This window comes from Labrenzia sp. R5_0 (genome assembly GCF_017743835.1).
Classification (GTDB): domain Bacteria; phylum Pseudomonadota; class Alphaproteobacteria; order Rhizobiales; family Stappiaceae; genus Roseibium; species Roseibium algicola.
Genome location: NZ_JAGHRK010000003.1, coordinates 516,105 through 535,578, shown reverse-complemented (window position 1 = coordinate 535,578; position 19,474 = coordinate 516,105). Strand labels below are relative to the sequence as shown.

At 59.9% G+C, this 19,474-nt stretch carries 21 protein-coding genes; 10 read left to right on the top strand and 11 right to left on the bottom strand.

Translation table 11 applies throughout. The features are described 5' to 3' along the window. Window positions 1-3: 3 nt before the first annotated feature. From J7447_RS17845 to J7447_RS17835, 3 genes are all read right to left on the bottom strand, one after another. A complete protein-coding gene (locus J7447_RS17845; protein WP_209170475.1) occupies window positions 4-678 on the bottom strand; it encodes a DUF2161 family putative PD-(D/E)XK-type phosphodiesterase in 675 nt (224 codons plus the stop codon). A 197-nt stretch (window positions 679-875) separates the two neighbouring features. Then, on the bottom strand, window positions 876-1,424 hold the full coding sequence (locus tag J7447_RS17840) for a PRC-barrel domain-containing protein (RefSeq protein WP_209170474.1): 549 nt from the start codon (window positions 1,422-1,424) through the stop codon (window positions 876-878). Between the two features lie 193 nt (window positions 1,425-1,617). Continuing rightward, window positions 1,618-2,277, bottom strand: coding sequence for a matrixin family metalloprotease (locus tag J7447_RS17835; protein ID WP_152508623.1), 660 nt, complete (start codon window positions 2,275-2,277; stop codon window positions 1,618-1,620). 547 nt (window positions 2,278-2,824) lie between these two features. Here J7447_RS17835 and J7447_RS17830 point away from each other — a divergent pair. Then, a complete protein-coding gene (locus tag J7447_RS17830) occupies window positions 2,825-3,313 on the top strand; it encodes a twin-arginine translocation pathway signal (protein ID WP_209170473.1) in 489 nt (162 codons plus the stop codon). Between the two features lie 19 nt (window positions 3,314-3,332). Beyond that, window positions 3,333-3,953 (top strand): ferric reductase-like transmembrane domain-containing protein, encoded by a 621-nt coding sequence (locus J7447_RS17825; RefSeq protein WP_209170472.1) that lies wholly within the window; start codon window positions 3,333-3,335, stop codon window positions 3,951-3,953. Window positions 3,954-3,968: 15 nt separating this feature from the next. Here the strand turns inward: J7447_RS17825 and J7447_RS17820 are convergent, their stop codons facing one another. Continuing rightward, a complete protein-coding gene (locus tag J7447_RS17820; protein ID WP_209170471.1) occupies window positions 3,969-4,196 on the bottom strand; it encodes a hypothetical protein in 228 nt (75 codons plus the stop codon). Here J7447_RS17820 and J7447_RS17815 point away from each other — a divergent pair. Then, complete coding sequence (locus J7447_RS17815; RefSeq protein WP_209170470.1) at window positions 4,195-5,742, top strand: hypothetical protein; 1,548 nt, start codon at window positions 4,195-4,197, stop codon at window positions 5,740-5,742. The two genes, J7447_RS17820 and J7447_RS17815, sit on opposite strands and share 2 nt — an antisense overlap. Window positions 5,743-5,762: 20 nt before the next feature. On the opposite strand, the gene J7447_RS17810 is transcribed toward J7447_RS17815, so the two are convergent. Then, entirely contained in the window at window positions 5,763-6,668 is a 906-nt protein-coding gene (locus J7447_RS17810; RefSeq protein WP_075284367.1) for a LysR family transcriptional regulator, read from the bottom strand. 100 nt (window positions 6,669-6,768) lie between these two features. Here J7447_RS17810 and J7447_RS17805 point away from each other — a divergent pair, with 100 nt between their 5' ends. After that, on the top strand, window positions 6,769-7,956 hold the full coding sequence (locus J7447_RS17805) for an MFS transporter (RefSeq protein WP_209170469.1): 1,188 nt from the start codon (window positions 6,769-6,771) through the stop codon (window positions 7,954-7,956). Window positions 7,957-7,972: 16 nt separating this feature from the next. Beyond that, window positions 7,973-9,007 (top strand): aldo/keto reductase, encoded by a 1,035-nt coding sequence (locus J7447_RS17800; protein WP_209170468.1) that lies wholly within the window; start codon window positions 7,973-7,975, stop codon window positions 9,005-9,007. 64 nt (window positions 9,008-9,071) lie between these two features. Here the strand turns inward: J7447_RS17800 and J7447_RS17795 are convergent, their stop codons facing one another. Further along, a complete protein-coding gene (locus J7447_RS17795) occupies window positions 9,072-9,905 on the bottom strand; it encodes a hypothetical protein (RefSeq protein ID WP_077290953.1) in 834 nt (277 codons plus the stop codon). A 372-nt stretch (window positions 9,906-10,277) separates the two neighbouring features. Between J7447_RS17795 and J7447_RS17790 the strand changes: the two genes are divergently transcribed. Next, window positions 10,278-10,955, top strand: coding sequence for a FadR/GntR family transcriptional regulator (locus tag J7447_RS17790; protein WP_022998913.1), 678 nt, complete (start codon window positions 10,278-10,280; stop codon window positions 10,953-10,955). Continuing rightward, the gene (locus J7447_RS17785; RefSeq protein ID WP_077290955.1) at window positions 10,952-12,232 is read left to right on the top strand and encodes an MFS transporter; all 1,281 of its coding nucleotides are present in this window, start codon (window positions 10,952-10,954) and stop codon (window positions 12,230-12,232) included. Before J7447_RS17790 ends, J7447_RS17785 begins: the two co-directional genes overlap by 4 nt. On the opposite strand, the gene J7447_RS17780 is transcribed toward J7447_RS17785, so the two are convergent. The 4 genes from J7447_RS17780 to J7447_RS17765 all read right to left on the bottom strand — a co-directional run bounded on the left by J7447_RS17780 (window position 12,216) and on the right by J7447_RS17765 (window position 15,955). Then, window positions 12,216-12,731, bottom strand: a complete 516-nt coding sequence (locus J7447_RS17780; protein WP_075284362.1) for a GNAT family N-acetyltransferase — start codon at window positions 12,729-12,731, stop codon at window positions 12,216-12,218. The two genes, J7447_RS17785 and J7447_RS17780, sit on opposite strands and share 17 nt — an antisense overlap. 96 nt (window positions 12,732-12,827) lie before the next feature. Beyond that, window positions 12,828-13,220 (bottom strand): VOC family protein, encoded by a 393-nt coding sequence (locus J7447_RS17775; protein WP_209170467.1) that lies wholly within the window; start codon window positions 13,218-13,220, stop codon window positions 12,828-12,830. Window positions 13,221-13,367: 147 nt separating this feature from the next. After that, window positions 13,368-14,057, bottom strand: coding sequence for a DUF6198 family protein (locus tag J7447_RS17770; protein ID WP_152508631.1), 690 nt, complete (start codon window positions 14,055-14,057; stop codon window positions 13,368-13,370). Between the two features lie 170 nt (window positions 14,058-14,227). Continuing rightward, window positions 14,228-15,955 carry an adenine deaminase C-terminal domain-containing protein gene (locus J7447_RS17765; protein WP_209170465.1) on the bottom strand — a complete coding sequence of 576 codons (1,728 nt, stop codon included), beginning with the start codon at window positions 15,953-15,955 and terminating at the stop codon, window positions 14,228-14,230. Window positions 15,956-16,109: 154 nt separating this feature from the next. Between J7447_RS17765 and J7447_RS17760 the strand changes: the two genes are divergently transcribed. After that, window positions 16,110-17,018 (top strand): LysR family transcriptional regulator, encoded by a 909-nt coding sequence (locus tag J7447_RS17760; RefSeq protein WP_209170464.1) that lies wholly within the window; start codon window positions 16,110-16,112, stop codon window positions 17,016-17,018. A 37-nt stretch (window positions 17,019-17,055) separates the two neighbouring features. Here the strand turns inward: J7447_RS17760 and J7447_RS17755 are convergent, their stop codons facing one another. After that, the gene (locus J7447_RS17755) at window positions 17,056-17,586 is read right to left on the bottom strand and encodes a winged helix DNA-binding protein (RefSeq protein ID WP_209170462.1); all 531 of its coding nucleotides are present in this window, start codon (window positions 17,584-17,586) and stop codon (window positions 17,056-17,058) included. A 121-nt stretch (window positions 17,587-17,707) separates the two neighbouring features. Between J7447_RS17755 and J7447_RS17750 the strand changes: the two genes are divergently transcribed. Continuing rightward, a complete protein-coding gene (locus J7447_RS17750) occupies window positions 17,708-18,799 on the top strand; it encodes an LLM class flavin-dependent oxidoreductase (protein ID WP_209170461.1) in 1,092 nt (363 codons plus the stop codon). Then, the gene (locus tag J7447_RS17745) at window positions 18,799-19,284 is read left to right on the top strand and encodes a flavin reductase family protein (RefSeq protein ID WP_075284360.1); all 486 of its coding nucleotides are present in this window, start codon (window positions 18,799-18,801) and stop codon (window positions 19,282-19,284) included. The genes J7447_RS17750 and J7447_RS17745 overlap by 1 nt, the downstream gene beginning before the upstream one ends. Window positions 19,285-19,474 lie beyond the last annotated feature (190 nt).

Genomic DNA, 19,474 nt, shown 5'->3' with positions numbered 1-19,474 from the left:
CAGCTATCCGGCGGCTTCGTCCGGCGTGCGCAGAGACGCTGCCCCCTTGGGCGTCAGGGCATAGATGCCTCTTTCCACCCGCTCGAACCAGCCGTAGTGATCGTCGGCCATCATGCGGGTTGCGGTGGCAACGCCGGTTGCCCTGGCGACATCCGCACCGCGGCTGGGGCCGTTGGTGGAAAGATGTTCTGCGCAGCGGATCGCGTCCTGCCGATAGGCCGTCACGAGCGTGGTGCGCGTCGAACCGCCGGTGTTCGGGTCACCGACACGGCGGGCGAACTCCCGCAGGAGCCGGTCCTTGCGCGCCCTGGACTTGCGCGGGGTGAAAGGCGCCGGGTCCAGGTGCACCTCGACAACGCCATCCGGCAGCCTGACCGTGATCACGCCAAGGCCCAGCCTTCGGGCAAGCTGCAGGTTCTTCTTCAGGGACTGGAGGAACTGCCGGCCCTTGCCCCGGACGACCGCGACATAGACTGCGTCGGTCACCGACTGGCGCACGACTGCCTGATGAAACAGGCTCAAGGTGAACCCTGTCTTGAGTTCGACAATCACCGGCTCCGCACCCTCGCGGCACGCGACGATATCGGCCGAACCGACTTCGGCCTTCACCTCGTATCCCTGCTCAACAAGAAAAGCTTTGACCGGCGGATAGAGCTCGGTTTCCAGAATGCGCCCCATGCCCGTATCCTACGTGCGATGCCATGGGCGGGCAATCTTCCGGCCGGGGCTGCCGGCCGAAATCCAAGGAATAGATCCACTGTGGCGCTTTAGGGACGGAGCCGGAAGCCGACACTTTCAAAAAAGACCGGACCACATTGCGTGACCCGGTCCGATCCATCCTTTAGCGTTCCAGATGAGAACGCAGGCAGCCATGGTTACTGCGCCGTCTGAGGTTCGCCCACTGCGGGGGCATTCAGCTGCTCGGCCTCCTGCCGTGCCTTTGCAGCTTCTTCCGCCTGGCGTATCTGCAGAGACGTCAGAAACGCAGGAGCTGCATCAACCTCGTCCAGAGAGGCCTTGATCACCAGCTTCTGGTCACCCGGCTCCACCTTGCTGTGCTCGACCGCATCATAGGGAACGCCGATCAGCTTGGTGCCGAGACCCAGAAAGCCTCCTGCCTCGATCACGACACCAACGACCTTGCCTTCGCCATCGATTTCAAGCGCGGCCACCTCGCCAATCGTGTCACCAGCCGGATTGGTGACTTCCTGCCCGATCAGGTTGCTGGAAAGCCAATGGCCGGATTCCTGCTGGGCAAGAAACGGGGTCACGCCTTCGAACGTGATCTCAGGCGCATCGCCCTCGGGCATAGTTTCCTGGATCATCGGGTCAGCTTCGCGGGGTTGAGAGGTCTCCTGCGCCAGCGCGGGACTGAGCGACAGCGCCAGGGCGGCGATTGTGGCCGGAACGATGTTGCACTTCATGATTCACTCCCTTGTTGCCGCGCCGGCAGAGCAGACAACCCGTTCGCCCTCACCGATGCGTAGACAAACAGATAGGAAGCAAAATTGGCCTTTTCGGGCAAAGGCCTGATAAAATTAGTTATTAAATATCAGCAGGTTACCCATTGACGCGTGACGGGACATACCCGCAAAACGTGTCAATTTGATGATCGATTCAATCTATACGGGCACCGTATAGCCACCGCACTCCCTCGATATCGCTCGGCTGCAGACCCTCGAAGGTTTCCCGGTACTTGAAGTGCATGATCGAGCTCTTGCGAAGGTAGTGATCGAGGCCGATCGCATGACCGATTTCATGGGCAAAGGTGTACTGCAAATCGTAGGTCTTCAAATCGCCGTCGAAGCCGATCTTCCATTTGTGGACCGGATTGAGACAAACGGCAGACCGGGTGATGCGGGCAAGCTTGGCTGCCGCCGTGGCACCTGACCGTGCTTCCGGTTGCCGGCCGGGTTTTCCGAGACCCCGGTCCGAAACGTCGGTCACATTCGACTTCGGACGATCTGCAAAGTCGGACTGAAACCTGACGTTGGTGAACGCAAATCCCCTTGGAATGGACTGCACGCCCAGCAGAATATCTGCCGCGTTCACGTCCGCGATCTCTTCGAAGGTGAGCCCGCTGACATTTTGCCAAAGCTGGAAAGCGAGCGACGCCTGGCGCCGCACGTCCTCAAGGCCCAGGGAACTCAAGCGCGCAAGGCGCGCAAGGCTGTCCATCGCCCCGCAATTTCGTGCTTTCTCCTGCACGATGGGCTGCTGCACGAAAGCATAGGTGACGTGAGCCGGCGTGCCGAGCTCCGTCTTTCCCCATTTCACGAGATGTCCTTCCAGCTTGAGCGGGGCAAAACCTGCGGCGTTGCCTGCCAGTGAAGGAACCAATGAACAAAAAGTCACAATTGCAGCGATGAGGAAAATGAAGCCGGTCTTCAATGTCTCACTCTTTGGTCGTTCAAGGGTCGGGTAAGACTGCTGACCGTAACGCCAAGGCCGCGTCCTGGATCAGTTTACAATGCGGCAGTTTTACCGCGCCTTGCGAAGGCCCTCAGGCCTGCATCCAAGAGCCAACACCAAGGCAACTCTCGGCTTCTTGCATCTGCGCCGAACGTTACGTCACATTGCCGGCGAAGAAAATCCGGAAAAATCCCTTGCAGACGCGAAATCCCGAGAAAATTTCAAGCGATTGAAAAATTGCAACAGTCCAACCGCCCGAAAGCGATGCCGTTTGCTCACGCAGGTGTGAGCACGATCGGCCGAATGAAACGTCCCGATGCCTCGGAAATGCCCGGAAACACCCTATACTTGAACATCGGACGCGCCCGGGCCCACAAGGAGCCGGGCCCAAACGCCCGACAGGAGATTACTCATGACATCCGGTCTCATTACCCGCCGAAACCTGCTTGTCACCGGAACCGCCCTGCTGGTGTCGGGTGCATCCGGGTTGAGTGTTCCCGCACAGGCCAAAGGCGTGGCGCCGACTGCGTCGATGCGGGGCGGGTCCAACAACTATCGACCCGGTGCACCCATTGTCGACAGGATCGGCGGTGGCGGTTTCTGGATGAGCGGAACCGTGCGACGCGCAGGTGACGGTGCCCCTCTGGAAGGCCAGCGCATTCAGATCTGGGCACATACGACCGAGGGGAACGAACGCGACCAGCGCAGCCATGGCGCGACGCTCACCGATGCCAATGGCGTCTTCCGCCTGGAAATGCCGCAGATCGTTCCGGCCTTCGGCCAGCCCCACGGGCATCTGGCTTATGACAGCGGAGAGTTCGAAACCGTCTTTCTGCGACCGGTGATGAGAAGCTCGGCCGACACCAGCCTGGAAGCACATTTCGTGCTGCAGCCTGCTTGACCCGGACTTGCCCGACGGCATGAACCGCCTTCGCGCTCTTCTGATATGGGCCATCCTGGCAACGATCCTTGCTGTGCCGATGCTTGCGGCTGCGGCAAGCCCGCTGCTGCAATGGCGCCAACCGGTCTATATCGCGGCAGGCTTTGCCGGCATTACAGCGATGGCGCTGCTCTTGTTGCAGCCCTTGCTGGCCGGAGGCTATCTCCCTGGCGCTGAAGGCTTCCGGGGCAGGCGCCTGCACCGCTGGAGCGGTTCGTTGCTGGTGCTGGCAATCATCCTTCATGTCGGCGGGCTCTGGATCACCAGTCCGCCGGATGTCATCGACGCCCTTCTCTTCAGATCACCGACACCCTTTTCCGTCTGGGGCGTGCTTGCCATGTGGGCCGTATTCGCTGCGGCATTGCTCGCCGCGGTCCGACGGCGCCTGCCAATCCCCCCGCGTCTTTGGCGCCGCCTCCACACCCTGCTTGCCATGATGATCGTTATCGGCAGCGCCGCCCATGCGCTGTTGATCGAAGGCACGATGGAGACACTGTCCAAGGCCGCGCTCTGTGCTTTGGCAGTGGCCGCGACGGTGAAAGTGCTCATCGACCTGAAAATCTGGACGATGAGACCGCGCCAGAAAAAGACCGACTCCTGATCGCCCTGCAGGGCTTCAAGCAGTCGCCGCACAGAACTGCCTTAAAAGGACAGGTTTCATATCTTGCGATGTGAGCGCGGAAGAACCCATGCTATGGTTTTCCCGATTTCTGTTCACGCCAAATGGCAGCACACCTATTGCCTCCACCGCGGAATTTTCCAGTTTTTGACTGTTCGGGAAATGCGAACTTCTCTCCTGGTGGCAGGTGTAGCCTGGTGACATTTCGAAAGCTTGATTTGCCATGCCCTTCCGTTTTCCTGCCCGGCCCTTTTTCTTTCTTGCCACGCTGCTGCTGAGCACTCAGAACGCCTCATCCGCTGAGTTGACACTTGTCTCCTTCCGCTACAGCAATGCTGCGCCGGTGGTGCATCTGCGGCTGGAAGGGGAAATACGGGCGGAGGACGGTGAGCGCGTGGAGGAGGCCTTCGCGCAGCTGGCGCGCTGCTCAGGTGCGGCCTGCAACAACGATTTTGGCGGGCCGCGTGCCGTCGTCTCGCTGTCGAGCCCCGGCGGGTCCTATTCAGCCGGGGTAAAGCTGGCGGATTTCTTCAGAAACAACACCATCGCAACAGTGGTCGAAGCCGGAGACAGCTGCGTTTCGGCCTGTGCCATGGCGTTTCTGGGCGGCTCGTCCTTCTGGCCGACCGGCGGCATCGGCACCTTCATCGACCGCACCATCGAACCGGGCGCAAGGGTCGGTTTCCACTCGCCCTATTTTACCGAAGAGACTGCGGTTGCCGCCGTCCGCAGCGGTCAATTGGGTCAGTTGCTCGAGCTGACCCGGCTTGCGATTGCCGACATCGTCAAGAACCTGACACGCTACTCGGTCAGTCAACATGTGCTGGACCGGATCATCAGCATGGGCCCGGAAGGATTTTATGAAGTCGATACACCCGCCGCGCTCTTTGCGATCAGGGCGCAACTGCCCAGCTTCGACCCGGCCCTTTTGAACATCCCGTTCGAGAACCAGATCCTGAACGTGTGCAGCCGTCTGGCCGCGCTGCACTACGAGCAACCCCTGGGCCTGCTCGATGCGTCGCTGCTGGAAGATACCAACGACGGCCGCACACCGGAGGGCGACAGGATCAGGCTCTACGACCTTGCCGACCGGCCGCTCAACGTTGCTGGCTGCGGCGTTCCGCGTGACAAGCAGTCCGGCACCATCGATACCATGTCTCTCTACCGGCTGGTCAGCGACGGCGAAATCTTCGAGCCGCTATTATCGTTTCACAATTCGAAAGACGGCGGCTGGTCGTCGCTTGGTTATCGGGGAGGACGGGCAACGGACGCTTTCATCAAGCTGGGGCCGCTCAACCATGTGCTGATGGCTCCGGACGAAAAGCTGGACGACCTGCCACGCGCGGTTTGGGAAGAAATAGAAGCCGCCAAAGGCCGGGTCGCCAACCCGCACCTGCCGAGCCACAGCCGCCCCTGGCCCGTGGAAACCCTGGCTGCCACACAATGGTCGCGCAGCTACCTTGGCGAAGGACTGACGATTGTCGAACAGACCGGCCCGGCAAGGCTCTTTGAAGAGCTGGCCGAGCAGGCGGAAGGAACCAGCATTCTCTATAGCCAGGACAAGCCGGACACTCTGGTACGGTCCGGCGAGGACACCGAAACCGGCACCTCCTACTACTGGCTCGCCCTTCGCTCCGGCAACCGGGCCGCCACCATTCGCGTTGAAGCGCCCGTTCCGGCAGCAGGCCTCACCAACGCCCAGAAATCCCTTATGAGCCTGGTGGCCTGCTCAAGCGATTTCGAAGGCGTTCATCTGGGGTGTTTCAAGTAAGGCGGTTCGAAAGCCGCGCGTCAGGACACGGCGCCATGTTCGGCGAGAAAGTTCAGGAGCACGCGGACACGAGCCGGCAAAGGGCCGCCCTGGCCGGTGTAGACCGCGTGGAAGGCTTCGCTGTCGTCTGCATAACACTTTTCAAGAACCGGCTTCAGACGTCCCGCGACGATGTCAGCACGGACTGTAAAGGCGGCCAGACGCGCCAGCCCAAGGCCGTTGATCGCCAGCCGGCGGATGGCCTCGCCGTCGCTGGCCTGAACGCGCCCGGGCGGGCAGACTGCTATCGGTTCGTCGTCTCGCAGAAAGCGCCAGGTATCGACTTCCCGCGGATAGTTGAACCCGATTTTCCTGTGCCCCTCCAGATCCGCGACGCAGGCAGGTTCTCCGACACGTTGAAGATAGTCAGGCGAGGCGACGATCAGCATCGGCGTTTCGCCGAGCTTGCGTGCTACCAGGCTGGAGTCCTTGAGCGGCCCTGCCCGCACCACAACATCCGTCCGCTCCGCGAGAAGGTCGATCAAGGCGTCGGTCAGAACGATTTCGAGAGAGATGTCTGGGTACTGCTCGAGGAACACAGGCAGGACGGGCTCAAGAATGTGGGTCGCATAGGAGGCGCTGGTGTTCAGCCGAATGCGGCCGACCGGCTGCTCGCCCAACCCTGCCTGCCGTTCCGCTTCATCGATGCTTGAGAGAATTTCTCGCGCACGCTCGTAAAAGACACATCCTTCAGCCGTCAGATCCAGACGCCGGGTGGACCGGTTGAAGAGCCGTGCACCAAGCCGTGTCTCGAGCCGGGAAATAAGCTTGCTGACTGCAGACTGGGTCATCCCCAGGTGCCTGGCTGCGTGGGAAAACCCGCCCAGTTCAACAACCTGAACAAAGACCTCCATCTCACCGCTGCGGTTTATGCTGGCGCGCGACATATGACTTCAATTCACTTATTATATTCATTTCGGGCGTATAGTTCATGATATGAGCACTGCCTAGGTTCCGTCCATCGAAATTTCATGGACCGAATCCAAAATGCCCCTTGCTCTTTATGCACTGGCGGCCGGAGCCTTCGGCATCGGCGTCACAGAATTCGTCATCATGGGCCTTCTGCTAGAGGTCAGCCGCGATCTTGGTGTCTCGGTCGCTGCAGCAGGAATGCTCATCTCCGGCTACGCCCTCGGGGTCGTGGTCGGTGCGCCCATCCTGACCGTCTTCACCGCGACCTGGAACAGGAAGCGCGTGCTGATCGGCCTGATGGTGATCTTCATCATCGGGAACTCCGCTTGCGCACTTGCGCCCAGCTACGACCTGCTGATGGCAGCCCGTATCCTCACGGCCCTCGCTCATGGAACCTACTTCGGTGTCGGCTCGGTCTTCGCCGCCTCCATGGTCGGCAAGGACAAGCAGGCGTCCGCAATTGCCATCATGTTTACAGGGCTGACGCTTGCCAACATCCTCGGCGTGCCGGCCGGAACCTGGCTTGGCCAGCAATTCAGCTGGCGCATGACCTTCTGGGCCGTCACGCTGATCGGCCTGGCCGCATTGGCCGTGCTCATTCTGCTTGTGCCGACGGATCGTTCGCGCGCCGCACAATCCGGCTGGCGGGCCGATCTGAAGGCCGTGTCGCGCGCCTCCGTCCTTCTCGGTTTCCTGACCACGGTCCTGGGGTTTGCAGGCGTTTTCACCCTGTTCACCTACATCGCCCCGTTGCTGACGCAGGTCAGTGGATTTGCCGACACGGCGGTATCCCCGATCCTGTTGATCTTCGGCGGGGGACTGGTTGCCGGAAATCTCCTGGGCGGAAAACTTGCCGACATCAGACTGAAGACCGCGCTCATCGGCAGCATGGCAGCCCTTGCACTCGTGCTGGCAGTCATGTCTGCCGCCTTTGGAAACCAGACCGCGGCCGTGGTGCTGACGGGACTGCTCGGCGTGGCGGGTTTCGCAACGGTTCCTCCGCTTCAGTCCTGGGTTCTGTCGAAGGCCGTTGGCGCCGGAGAAAGCCTTGCGTCCAGCCTGAACATTGCCGCCTTCAATCTCGGCAACGCACTTGGGGCCTGGGCCGGCGGCCTGGCCATCTCCCATGGGCCAGGACTTGAAAACCTGCCTCTGGTCGCCGCGGGCTTTCCCCTCCTCGCCATCGTGGTCGCGCTTGCCTCCTTCGCGATTGAGCGGCGGCGCGTGCCCTCCCCGATCTCCACTCACCAGACTGCCAGCTAGAAAGGACATCACCGACATGGACTACCGCTATCTTGGAAACTCCGGGCTCAAGGTTCCCGCCCTCAGCTTCGGTGCCGGCACATTCGGCGGCTCCGGCTCACTCTTCAGTCATTGGGGCACAACGGACGTCGCAGAAGCGCGCCGCCTTGTCGACATCTGCCTCGAGGCTGGCGTCAACCTGTTCGACACCGCGGACAACTACTCCGAAGGCGCTTCGGAAGAAGTGCTCGGTGAAGCAATCAAGGGCCGCCGCGACGCGGTCCTGCTCTCCACGAAAATGAGCCTCCCCCTGGGGGATGGCCCCAATGAGGCAGGGTCTTCACGCTTCAGGCTGATCAGGGGTGTCGAGGCTGCACTCAAGCGCCTTGGAACGGACCATATCGATCTTCTGCAACTGCACGCATTCGACGCCTTCACCCCGGTGGAAGAGGTGCTGTCCACGCTCGATCAGCTCGTCCGCGACGGGAAAATCCGCTATATCGGCGTTTCCAACTTCTCCGGATGGCAGATCATGAAATCGCTGGCCGTTGCGGAGAAACACGGCTGGCCGCGCTATGTCGCAAACCAGGTTTATTATTCTCTCGTCGGACGGGACTACGAGTGGGACCTGATGCCTCTCGGCGCAGACCAAGGCCTGGGCGCCATGGTGTGGAGCCCGCTTGGCTGGGGTCGGCTGACCGGCAAGATCCGCAGGAACAATCCGATCCCCGAGGGCAGCCGACTGCATGAGACGGCAAGTTTCGGACCTCCCGTGGAGGACGATCTGCTCTATTCGGTCGTCGACGTTCTGGATGCGATTGCCGAAGAAACCGGCAAGACAGTCCCGCAAGTGGCGATCAACTGGCTGCTTCAACGCCCCACTGTCGCGTCGGTCATCATCGGGGCGCGCAACGAAGCGCAACTTCGCGACAATCTGGGAGCAACGGGTTGGGCACTGACGGACGAGCAGATTGCCCGTCTTGATGCTTCGAGCGCGCGGACTGCTCCCTATCCGCATTTTCCCTATCAGAGGCAGGAGGCTTTCGCACAGCTCAACCCATCCCTGGTCTGACGGGCAAGCCTGAACGGCGCGGCAGGTGACAACATGAACCTGTCGCGCCAATGGACCTTGGTGCTCAATACCAGAACCCTTCCCGCCGCCAGATGGTGAAATGGCCACGCACAGGTGGGGCCGGGGTGCCGCCGTCGATCGTGAATTCGCAACCGCCCTTGAGACCCTTGCCACCGGTACGGCGCAGGATCACGTATTCGTTGCATTGCGGACCACCGCTGGAGCTCTGGCACATGTCGATGCGCGCGCGTTTCTCGTCCAGAACTTCCCAGACCCAGTCGATCATCGCCACATGTCCGTTCCAGACCATGAAATCGAGTGGCTTGACCTCGTTGATGTCGTCGATGTTGGTCTTGGCAACATGATCCGGATACCGCCGGGGTGAAACACCGTAATACTTGTCCCACTCACCAGTGAATATGAGGAAATTGGCGATAAAGCCTATGCAGTCCATACCGAAAAAGCGGTCTTGCACCATCTGTTGCAGTGCCGCCTGATCGGACATCTTGTCGAAGTAGAGTTTCTTGATCTTGCCGGTCTGCTCGACATCCTTGGAGCCGTCCTTGTTCGCACGGCCGCAGACCTCAACCTTGTACTTGTCCAAAAGATCCTTGTTCTTCAGCATGAAGTTCCAGATCTTGACGAATGTCTTGTCGTTTCCCTGGCCTTTCAGCGCCAGGTCGATCTCGCGGCCGCCGACATGCTGGTTCAGCGTGATGCCGTGGGGATCCTTGATCCAACGGAAATTCTTGAAAAAACTGGTTGCGCTGTCGTTGCCGCCGTTACCACGGTCCTTGCAAAGATACTGCGTAAGCTTGACCCGGCCAGCGCTGGTCTGCAGGCCAGGATTTGTCAGAACGTCGACGTATTCGTAAGGCAGAAAAAAAGACTCGGCCACATTCACTCTCCCTTGGTTAGGCCCCCTCAATGGCCCCTGAAGCTGTATGCGTAATCGGCGTCTTTCGTAGGCTTGCCGGTGCAGCCAAATAGCCACGTCCCCGGCGAATGCGTCTGTCTTCCACGTCACATTATTTGTCATTGTTGCAATGCGCAGCATCACACCTTTTGAGGGATCTCGACCAGCAAGATGCGATCAAGGCGATGCGCCCTGTGCGAGGCGACTGATGCCCTGACAAACCCGAGACCCCGCACATGAGCTGTTTGACCGGACAACACCTGAAAAGGCGTCTTTCCCTCACGCGATTTCGCCGATGGACAAGCCGCGTCATCACCCTTATGATCAAGTCATCTGATGATTTGGTGACTTCAAATGCAATCTCTGGCAAAAACGAGCCTGGTTGACAGCGCAGCCGAGGCGATCCGGGCGGAAATCGTGGGCAATCGCTGGTCCGTGGGGGAAAAGCTGCCCAACGAGGCTCAGCTCTCGGCGCAGCTTTCCATCAGCCGCGGCACCGTGCGCGAAGCCGTGCGCGTGCTTGTTTCGCAAGGCTACCTGGAAACCCGGCAGGGCTCGGGCACCTATGTGCTGTCGGTCGTCGATGCCATCGGGCCATTGACCATGGCGCGTCGCGCGACCCTGCGTGACCAGTTCGAGGCCAGACTGGCGCTGGATGCGGAGGCCGCCAGGCTGGCCGCTCATCGCCAGACACCAGAGGTGATTTCGGAGCTGCGCCGCTTGCTCACGGAGCGCGGAAACTACGATGGTCACGACAAGGCCGGTTTCGTGGAGCGCGACCTTGCCTTTCACCGGGCTGTTGTCGCGGCCTCGCAAAACTCCGTTCTGGTCAACATGTACGAATTCTTCTCCAGTCTGATCGGCGAGACCATCGAGGCTACGCTTGGAAAAGACCTGCAGGAACCCGATATGGCGGCCCACGCGGCCATTGTCGATGCCATCGAGACAGGCGACCCGGAACTGGCCGAGGCCGCTGTCCGCCGGTTCATGGCCCCTGTCCTGAGAGACCTGGAGCGACTGCTCGGCTCATGACACAGGCATCTGAAATCGATCCCGGCTCGATCGAACTGATCGATGCCGAAGACATTGACGTTTCCGCTGAGCAATCCCAGCCGGCGACGCAGAGCGGACTGGTGCGGTTTCTGCTGGGCGCAAGCCTGGTACTGATCGCCTTCAACCTGCGTCCGGTCTTTTCCAGCGCGTCGGCGCTGCTTCTGGAAATCCGCGAAAATTTTGGCCTGTCGCCAACGGGCGCAAGCCTTCTGACGACATTGCCCGTTGTGTGCCTCGGCCTGTTCTCCCCGCTGGCTCCACGCCTTGCCCGCCGCATCGGCACGGAACGCACATTGCTTGCTGTCGTGGTTTTGCTGGCCATTGGAACGGCAGCACGAGGAACGTCCTCCGTGCCGTTGCTGTTTCTTGGAACAGCGTTGGCGGGTGCCTGTATCGCGGTTGGCAACGTACTGCTGCCGGGGCTCGTCAAGCGCGATTTCCCCGACAAGGCCGCACTGGTGACCGGGTGGTACACCATGGCACTTTGCGCGGGCGCTGCCGCCGGTGCGGGATTGACCATTCCGTTTGAAGCGGCCCTCGGTGGTTCTATCGAGGGCGCACTTGCGATCTGGGCCGTGCCGGCACTCGTGGTGGCCGTCCTGTGGTTTCCGCAGGTCATGGCGACGCGCAAACGTCCCAAGGGCCCGACTTATGTGGTGAAGGGTATGTGGGGTGACAGGCTGGCCTGGCACGTGACCCTGTTCATGGGTCTGCAATCCGCACTTGCCTATTGCGTCTTCGGCTGGCTGGTACCGATCCTCCGCGCCCGCGGGCTGGACGGCGTCACTGCCGGCGCAATCGTGTCGGTGTCGGTGATGGTGCAGGCTGCCGCCTGCCTGATAGCACCGCATCTTGCCGTTCGCGGCAAGGACCAGCGGCTGATCAACGTCGCACTTTGCGCCATAGCGGTTATAGCCCTGCTCGGCCTGCAATTCGCGCCACTGTCCACCGTCTGGATCTGGGCGGTGCTGCAGGGCATCGGCCAGGGCGGACTGATTGCGGTGGCGCTTACGGTCATCGTGTTGCGGACACAGGATTCCCATTCGGCTGCGCAGCTTTCGGGCATGGCCCAATGCGTCGGCTATACGCTTGCCGCCATCGGCCCACTGATCGTCGGCCTCATCCGAAGCTGGACGGGAAGCTTTGCCTGGAGTGCGGTGCTGTTCGTGGCGCTTGGCCTTGGCGCCGCCATCAACGGCTGGTTCGCCGGAAAGGCAAGTCACGTCAATGTGGAGACGGTCAAGCTGTCCGGCTGACCGCGCCAACGGGGCCTGATGTTTCCAGCCGGTATTTCAGGAAACGCGTGCCGTCATAATCGGTCTCGCCGATGAAACGTGCCCCCATCCGACGCAGTGCACCGAGGTTCCGTCGGGACGGCGGCAGCAGGAAGGTGACGAATGGAATGCGCGGGTCTTCACTGGCAAAGGCCAGCGCCTTTCTGGTGATCGGCATGCCGAGGCCAAAGGCTGCCGGGTGAAGCACCAGCCCGAAATCCCACTCCTCGCCTTCTTTCTGAAAACCACCCCAGCCGACATAGCGGCCGTCTGCCAGAAAGGCCCAGTGGCCAAGCCCGTCGCGTTGCCAGCAAGCTTCCTTGGCCGCGACGAACTTCGCAGCCATCTCGAGATCCCATGAGAAGGTCAGAAGCGGCATGTGGGTGCCGACACGCGGGTCGGACATATGCGCGACCAGCTCTTCCTGCGGAATATCCGGCAAGCGCACAAACTCGATTATCGGCTGACTTGATCTGGGCATGGGCTGGCATCTCCTGAAACTGGCCAGCGCTTCTTGCACCCAAAATGGCCGGCCCGATCAAGACAACTCCTTTGCCCGATGATCAACACTGCGTGTTCAGGCGCTACTGCTGTTTTCCAGGCTGACGGAGACATTCAGCTTGTTACCGTCGAGATCACGCACATAAGCGCCGAAATAATCCGGGTGATAGGAACGAGGGCCGGGTGCGCCTTCATCACGTCCACCGCACCGCAGTGCGGCAGCATGAAACGCCCTGACGGCCTCGGCATCCGGCGCATAGAACATGACCTGCGTACCATTGCCCGATGTGGCCGCCCGCCCGTCAAACGGCAACAAGACAAACAGCGATATACGGCCATCGGCACCTGCATAGCCAAGCTCGCGGGGATCGGAAAAAACCCGCTTCATGCCAATTGTCGCAAGCACTTCGTCGTAAAACAGGCCGGCAGCCGAAAGATCGTTGGCGCCGATACAAACCCCTGACAACATTTTTGAAAATTAACCCGCGCTGAAGGTGTGGCCCGTCTCGGCCAGGCCGTCTGGCCTGCTCATATCACAGTTCCTCCCGCTTGCCAGAGCCGTAACGCAACAGGCGACCCGAAAGCCGCCTGTACGTATGTCATCACTGGTTACGGCTCAAGCTGCGGCGGAGGCCTCATCCTTCGGTTTCATCCTCTTGTACAGGAAAAAATAGAGCCGGATGTATTGACCAACGAAGATCGCGTTGAGGATCGTTCCCTCGCGGATGAACTTGACTTCCCCCAGGAACGCCAATCCGACGAGCGCGGAGGTCAGCAGTAATGTCAGGTCAAAAGCGGTCTTGATGTTACCCCACTTCCATCCAGTGCGCTGGAAGATCGTGTTGACGAACATATCGACCGGCATCAGCACCAGATTGGCGCGGATCATCAGAAACAGTCCGAAGGCAAGAGCGGCATCGCCGAACGCCAGCAGAGCGACCTTCAGGGCATAGTCATCAAGCTGAATGAAGCCGGTCAGCTTTAGATTGAGATCCAGGCACACTGCCAACACGAAGGCAGGAATGAGCGAGGCGAAGTTCCTGAGCTTGAATTCCTTGGGCAACACCAGAAACGTCAGGAAAAGCATGACCAGTTCGAGAATGAAGTTGTAGGTGCCCTGGCTGAGTGGTGGAAACACCAAAGTCATCGTGCGTGTCAGGCTGCTCTGAGGTGAGATCCCGATGCCCGCCCGAATTGCCAGGCTGACCCCGAAGGTCAGGATGTAAATTCCGGCTATGTACATGATCCAGCGCCGGACAAGGCTACCGGTATCGATGATCTCCGCTTCGGCTGCGTTATGCGCCATGCTTTCCTCCAGAAGTGTCGCGCGGGGCCTGGCCTTAACCGGCCTTGCAGCCAACCGCGCTGTCGCATGTGTTCTGCATGGATGTAAAGCCGCTTCCCAACGTCTCTGGTCCATGCCCTCCCCTTGCCGGCAGACATTCACGCCTGCCGGGTCGTCTTCGTCGTGAAGCTTCAGGCCATGAAGCGGAAGCGGTGCAGCGAGATGAACAGGCTCAGCAGCTTGTTCACCACCGGCTCACCTTCGTTGCGGTTGCCAAGATCCTCCAGCGCGGCATCGATTGCACCGGCTGCAGCCGTCAACTCAGCAACGCTCATGTTCGCCATAACGCCATAGATCTCGAGCGGCATTGCAGCCTTTTCCGCACCATTCTCCGTAACGATACAGGCCCCGGCATGGGCATCGACCCGTTTGAGGCAGCCACACATTTCGACGCTGTCCTGGCCGACAGCGACGAAATAGGGTTTTGGTGCTGGCCAGAAGGTCGCAACCGCGCCTCTTTCCAAGTGAACGCCAGTGAACAGGCCGTTGACGATGTGCCGCTCGCCGTTGGCGTAGCGCTGCACAACCGAAAGCCGGCTAAGCCTCTCGCCATCCAGCTCCGGAACAACCTTGCCGTCTTTCAACGGTACCCAGACCTCGCGGTAGAATTTCGCGTGACCCCGGCCGTAAACGTCGAACAGATAGACCTTGGCTTTGGTACCATCTTCGGACACTTCCAGCGGTTCGATGTCGAGTTGATCCGCCGTCAGGTCGTCCAGGCCCGGAACGCCTTTCTTGCACATGAGCGAATAGTCGTTGTCCGCGTTGGTCAGCAACTTGCCTCGCTCGGCCACCAGCGCGCCGTCCTTGAAAACGTAAAGTGGTTCGATGGCTGACAGGCTTGGTGTCAGAACGATGTCGGCAAACCGCCCCGGAGCAAGAGAACCGATGCGATCTTCCATATGAAAGGAACGCGCGGTGTTGAGCGTCGCCATCTTGATTGCATGGATCGGGTTGATGCCCATCTCCGCACACAGCGAGATGATCCAGTCCATATGGCCCTGGTGCAGCAGACGCTCCACCGAGATGTTGTCGGTACACAGCATGAAATTGTCCGTCGGCCATTTCCGGTCGACGATGGCGCGCAGAAGCACCTTGATGACCTCGGCGCTGCCGACACCGAACTTGATATGGGTCGGAAAGCCGTAGCGGATGCTTTTTTCGATATCCTGTTCGTTCCAGACATCGTGGTTGTTCGACACTCCAATTGCCGGAAGATAGTTCAGGATCATGTCTGAAAGAGCGGTCACGCCCCAATGGCCGTTCATGAAACCACCACGAGCACGCACCCAGGCAGCCTTTCGGAAATCGTCGTCGTTGCCGGAGCTGTAGGTGAAATGTTCGAACTCACCGAGGCCGATGACGGGATCCATTTTCAGAACCGCTTCGGTGACACGCGCATCCGTCTTCTTGCCTGGCGCGAAAGCGAACAGACGGTAAGGCAACTCGTCGTGGCCTCGGAAAAGGTTCTCCGCCGCCTCGACACCTTCCGCACCGGCCGCACTCAGCAGATCGAGACATTCGGAAAAAATCGTCGTGGTGCCGCAAGGAACCATTGCCTCGCCAAGGGCAACGGGATGTGCGAGCTGGGATTCGAAATGGATGTGGGCATCAATGAGGCCGGGAATCGCATAAAGCCCCTGGCCGTCAAACACCTCCCGGACCTTCAGCACCTCCTCGTCCGGATTGAGTGCGACGATGCGCTTGTCATAGACGAGAATGGAACCCTGGTAGACGGTCTCGCCATGCACATCGAGGATGTTGAGGTTCTTCAGAAGAAGATCGGCCTCGCGCCGGCCTTCCAGAATATCAAATATCGCACGCACCTTGTCATAATGCGCTGCTTCCGAAGCGTTCAAGTCGTTCCTCCTCATCATGATTGGCATTTCGCTGGCGGTCCGCGATGGGGCCTGCGCCAGTGCCGAGGAAGATAAAAAGGGATTGAACCGCTTCCGAAAAGCAGTATTTTCTGCGCGGAGCGTGCACTTTTCGAGAACGCAAAAAGGGGTATTGATGCTGCATTCGCGGGTCTTGCGGTATATCGACGAGGTCGCCCGTCGCGGTTCGATCCGTGCCGCCGGCGACCGGCTGAACGTTGCCCCGTCCGCCATCAACAAGCACATCCTGCAACTCGAGGAAGACATCGGCGAACCTTTGTTCGAACGCCTGCCACGAGGCCTTCGGCTGACACCGGCTGGAGAGGTGCTGGTAGCGCATGTGCGAAAGACGATCCGCGAATACAGCCAGGTCGAGGCGGACATTCGCGGCATGAAGGCTCTGCAGAGCGGCGAGGTCATCATTGCGACCATGAGCGGCCTTGCCGGGGGTATCGTTCCCAAAACAGCCGCAAGGCTCGGCGCCCGTCACCCGCGCCTCAAGATCACAGTCCGGGTGATGTTTGCCCATGACATCGCCAACGCCGTGCTGGACGGTCAGGCAGACATCGGACTTGCCTTCAACCTGCCGCCGGTGGCGCAACTTGAAACGCTTTGGACGATGAACACGCGTCTGGGAGCCGTGCTCTCACCGGAGCACCCCCTGGCCCGGCAGGACAGCATCTCATTGACCGCTTGCCAGCCCTATCCGCTGATCTTCGCAGACCGCTCGATGCTCATTCATGGGATTGTTGCGGATGCCTTCGTCGCCGCAGGCCTGGAAGTGGAACCTGCCTACCTCGCCAATTCCATAGAGGCCATGAAATGCCTGGCCGGATCCGGTGACGGCATCGCGTTTCTGAGCCGGTTCGACATAGCCGAGGAGCAGCGCAATGGGGCACTGACCTTCGTGCCCATTCGTGAGCAGACCTTTGGCAAGAACGTGCTGTCGCTGGTTCAGCGCGACAAACCCAGCCACAGCCTGGCAGCAACAATGCTCGCCGAAGACCTGGTGCGGGCGTTGCAGGCATGCAGCAAAAGCGGCTGACAAACGAACGCTACTTGTCGTCGCGCAAGGAACGCCGTTACCGGCGGTAGGTCGCAGCGATGCGGGATATCTCTTCGTAGATGCCCGCCAGGATATTGAGGCTTTGCCCTGCTTCTTTCAGACGCTTGTCAAATTCGGGCAGACTTGAGATCTGCTCAATCAGCAGCCGTTTGCGCACAGCGCCGTAATCATCGGTGATCTTCTTGCCTTCCGGTGTCGCCTGATAGGTCACGCCCGTGCGGCCCGAGCCCTGCTTTTCAATCAGCCCCGCCGCCACGAGTTTTCGCATCGAATACTGGATGTTCGGAATATCGTCGCGGTTGGTAAGCCGGGCCAGTTCCTTGATGCTTTTTGCCCGGTCGTTCATGCGCACGATATGCAGCAGTGCGTTTTCCGGGCCGGTCGCCCCAACGTCGCTGACAGACGCCAGGCATTCTGTCTGCCATCGCCCGAACGCCTCGCAACAGCGCATCAACGCGAATTCCAGTTCGGTGCAGACGACCTCCGCATCGTTCTCCGAAAGGTGCCAGTGATAGTTGAGCTTCTGATCGTCCGACTTGCCGGTCATCGGTCCCTCTTCGTTTTTTCAGATCGAATATAGCTGCGATTCAGTTTGACGTAAGGGCGTTTTTGCACATAGTTTTAAATAAAAAATACAATTGAAAATCTATTCTAAATGGAGGGGATTCATGCCTACCAACATGATGAAAGACAAGAACGGCTTCAAACTCGGGACGTTTTCGTCCAATTGCTCGTCCGGGATGACGGTTACCAAATCGCCGTCCAGATGGTTCAATAGCTGGGAAAACAACCTGAAACTCGGCCAGATGCTGGATGATGCCGGCATCGACTTCATGCTGCCGATCGCCCGCTGGATCGGTTACGGCGGCGAGACGGACTTTCACGGCAGCGTGCTGGAAACGGTCACCTGGGCAACCGCGCTGCTGGCCTCAACGAAAAACATCACTGTGTTCGCCACGGTGCATACAGCTGCAAACAATCCGGTGGTCGTCGCCAAGCAGATTGCCACGATGGATCAGGTGGGCAATGGCCGCGCGGGTCTGAACATTGTCGCGGGCTGGAACAAGCCGGAATACGAAGCCCTGGGCCTGACCCTGCCCGACGATCACGAAACCCGTTACGGCTACGCCCAGGAATGGTTCGATGTGGTCGAGAAGCTCTGGACCTCGAAGGAGTATTTCGACTGGGAGGGCAAATACTTCAACCTGAAGCACGTTGCCGGCGACCCCAAGCCCGTCAATGGCCGGCCACCGATCCTGAACGCGGCAGGTTCGGCAACCGGGCGGACCTTTGCCACCGACAACGCGGACTACCTGTTCACGCCGGCCATCGATCTCAACCGGTCCGTCGACGAAATCAAGGAACTGAAAGCGCAGGCGGCGGAGAAGGGGCGCGATGTGGGTGTTCTGACCTTCAGCCACGTCATCTGCCGGGAAACTGAGGAAGAGGCGACCGCCCTCCGAGACCGGCTGATGGGCGATCTGGCAGACTGGGAAGCGGTGGACAATCTGGTCAATCTGCAGTTCGCGCATGCGCAGTCGTTTCCGCACGACCTGCTGGCCCAGATCAAGAACCTGTTCGCCATGGGCCACGGCGGTTTCCCGCTGGTTGGAACTCCGCGGCAGGTGGCCGACGGCATCCTCAAACTGCACGAAACAGGCTTTGCCGGAACGACGCTCTCCTTTGTCGACTATGTCGAGGAGTTCCCGTATTTCCGCGACAATGTACTGCCGCTGCTTGCGGAAGCCGGTATCCGGTGATGGACCCCGTACCGTCCAGAGAATTCACCAACGCCATGCGGGCGTTGGTGGGCAATTGTTCCGTCATCACGGTCGGTGAGGGAGAGGACATTTCAGGCCTCCTCGTCACATCGGCAATGTCTCTCAGCGCCGATCCACCGCTGGTGCTTGCCTGCGTCAACAAGGCTTCCTCCAGTTGGCCCTTGCTGAAGAAGTATCCGAAATTCGGCTGGTCTTCGCTTGGGCCCGAGCACCGCAAGGTTGCCGAAAACTTTTCGGGGTTCGGCGGCGTCAAGGGAGCGGAACGTTATGCCGGAGCCACATGGCGCACGGCGGAAACCGGGGCTCTTCTGCTGGAAGATGCTCCGGCCGCTTTCGATTGCGAGGTCGAGGAGATGATCGACCGGGCGACCCATTCGATTGTCATCGGCAAGGTGCGTGCAATCCGGCAAAGCCAGTCATCGGGCGCGCTGGTTTACTGGAACGGAGCGTTCCAACCGTTGTAAACGGCCTTTTGCCGAGAGACGCAGCTTCTTGAGGAGCTGCGTCTCTCCATCCCGCGACTTAAATTTTCCGCAAAAAATTTGCCTGGAACACGAACCGTCCAGACAGCCCGCTTTTTCGCGATTTACAGAGTTTCTGTCCGTCCAGAAATCCGTTCCGCCGCTCCCCTATCCAGGCTGGAGAAGGAACCAT

Excerpts from the sequence above, each read along its gene's own strand:
- J7447_RS17770 (WP_152508631.1), bottom strand. The coding sequence starts at position 14,057 with ATGGCGCATAACGCAGCCGAAGCGGAGATCATCGATACCGGTAGCCTT.
- J7447_RS17825 (WP_209170472.1), top strand. The coding sequence starts at position 3,333 with ATGAACCGCCTTCGCGCTCTTCTGATATGGGCCATCCTGGCAACGATC.
- J7447_RS17745 (WP_075284360.1), top strand. The coding sequence starts at position 18,799 with ATGGACCCCGTACCGTCCAGAGAATTCACCAACGCCATGCGGGCGTTG.
- J7447_RS17805 (WP_209170469.1), top strand. The coding sequence starts at position 6,769 with ATGCCCCTTGCTCTTTATGCACTGGCGGCCGGAGCCTTCGGCATCGGC.
- J7447_RS17820 (WP_209170471.1), bottom strand. The coding sequence starts at position 4,196 with ATGGCAAATCAAGCTTTCGAAATGTCACCAGGCTACACCTGCCACCAG.
- J7447_RS17845 (WP_209170475.1), bottom strand. The coding sequence starts at position 678 with ATGGGGCGCATTCTGGAAACCGAGCTCTATCCGCCGGTCAAAGCTTTT.
- J7447_RS17760 (WP_209170464.1), top strand. The coding sequence starts at position 16,110 with ATGCTGCATTCGCGGGTCTTGCGGTATATCGACGAGGTCGCCCGTCGC.
- J7447_RS17775 (WP_209170467.1), bottom strand. The coding sequence starts at position 13,220 with ATGTTGTCAGGGGTTTGTATCGGCGCCAACGATCTTTCGGCTGCCGGC.
- J7447_RS17785 (WP_077290955.1), top strand. The coding sequence starts at position 10,952 with ATGACACAGGCATCTGAAATCGATCCCGGCTCGATCGAACTGATCGAT.
- J7447_RS17750 (WP_209170461.1), top strand. The coding sequence starts at position 17,708 with ATGCCTACCAACATGATGAAAGACAAGAACGGCTTCAAACTCGGGACG.
- J7447_RS17810 (WP_075284367.1), bottom strand. The coding sequence starts at position 6,668 with ATGTCGCGCGCCAGCATAAACCGCAGCGGTGAGATGGAGGTCTTTGTT.
- J7447_RS17840 (WP_209170474.1), bottom strand. The coding sequence starts at position 1,424 with ATGAAGTGCAACATCGTTCCGGCCACAATCGCCGCCCTGGCGCTGTCG.
- J7447_RS17755 (WP_209170462.1), bottom strand. The coding sequence starts at position 17,586 with ATGACCGGCAAGTCGGACGATCAGAAGCTCAACTATCACTGGCACCTT.
- J7447_RS17780 (WP_075284362.1), bottom strand. The coding sequence starts at position 12,731 with ATGCCCAGATCAAGTCAGCCGATAATCGAGTTTGTGCGCTTGCCGGAT.
- J7447_RS17800 (WP_209170468.1), top strand. The coding sequence starts at position 7,973 with ATGGACTACCGCTATCTTGGAAACTCCGGGCTCAAGGTTCCCGCCCTC.
- J7447_RS17790 (WP_022998913.1), top strand. The coding sequence starts at position 10,278 with ATGCAATCTCTGGCAAAAACGAGCCTGGTTGACAGCGCAGCCGAGGCG.
- J7447_RS17830 (WP_209170473.1), top strand. The coding sequence starts at position 2,825 with ATGACATCCGGTCTCATTACCCGCCGAAACCTGCTTGTCACCGGAACC.
- J7447_RS17815 (WP_209170470.1), top strand. The coding sequence starts at position 4,195 with ATGCCCTTCCGTTTTCCTGCCCGGCCCTTTTTCTTTCTTGCCACGCTG.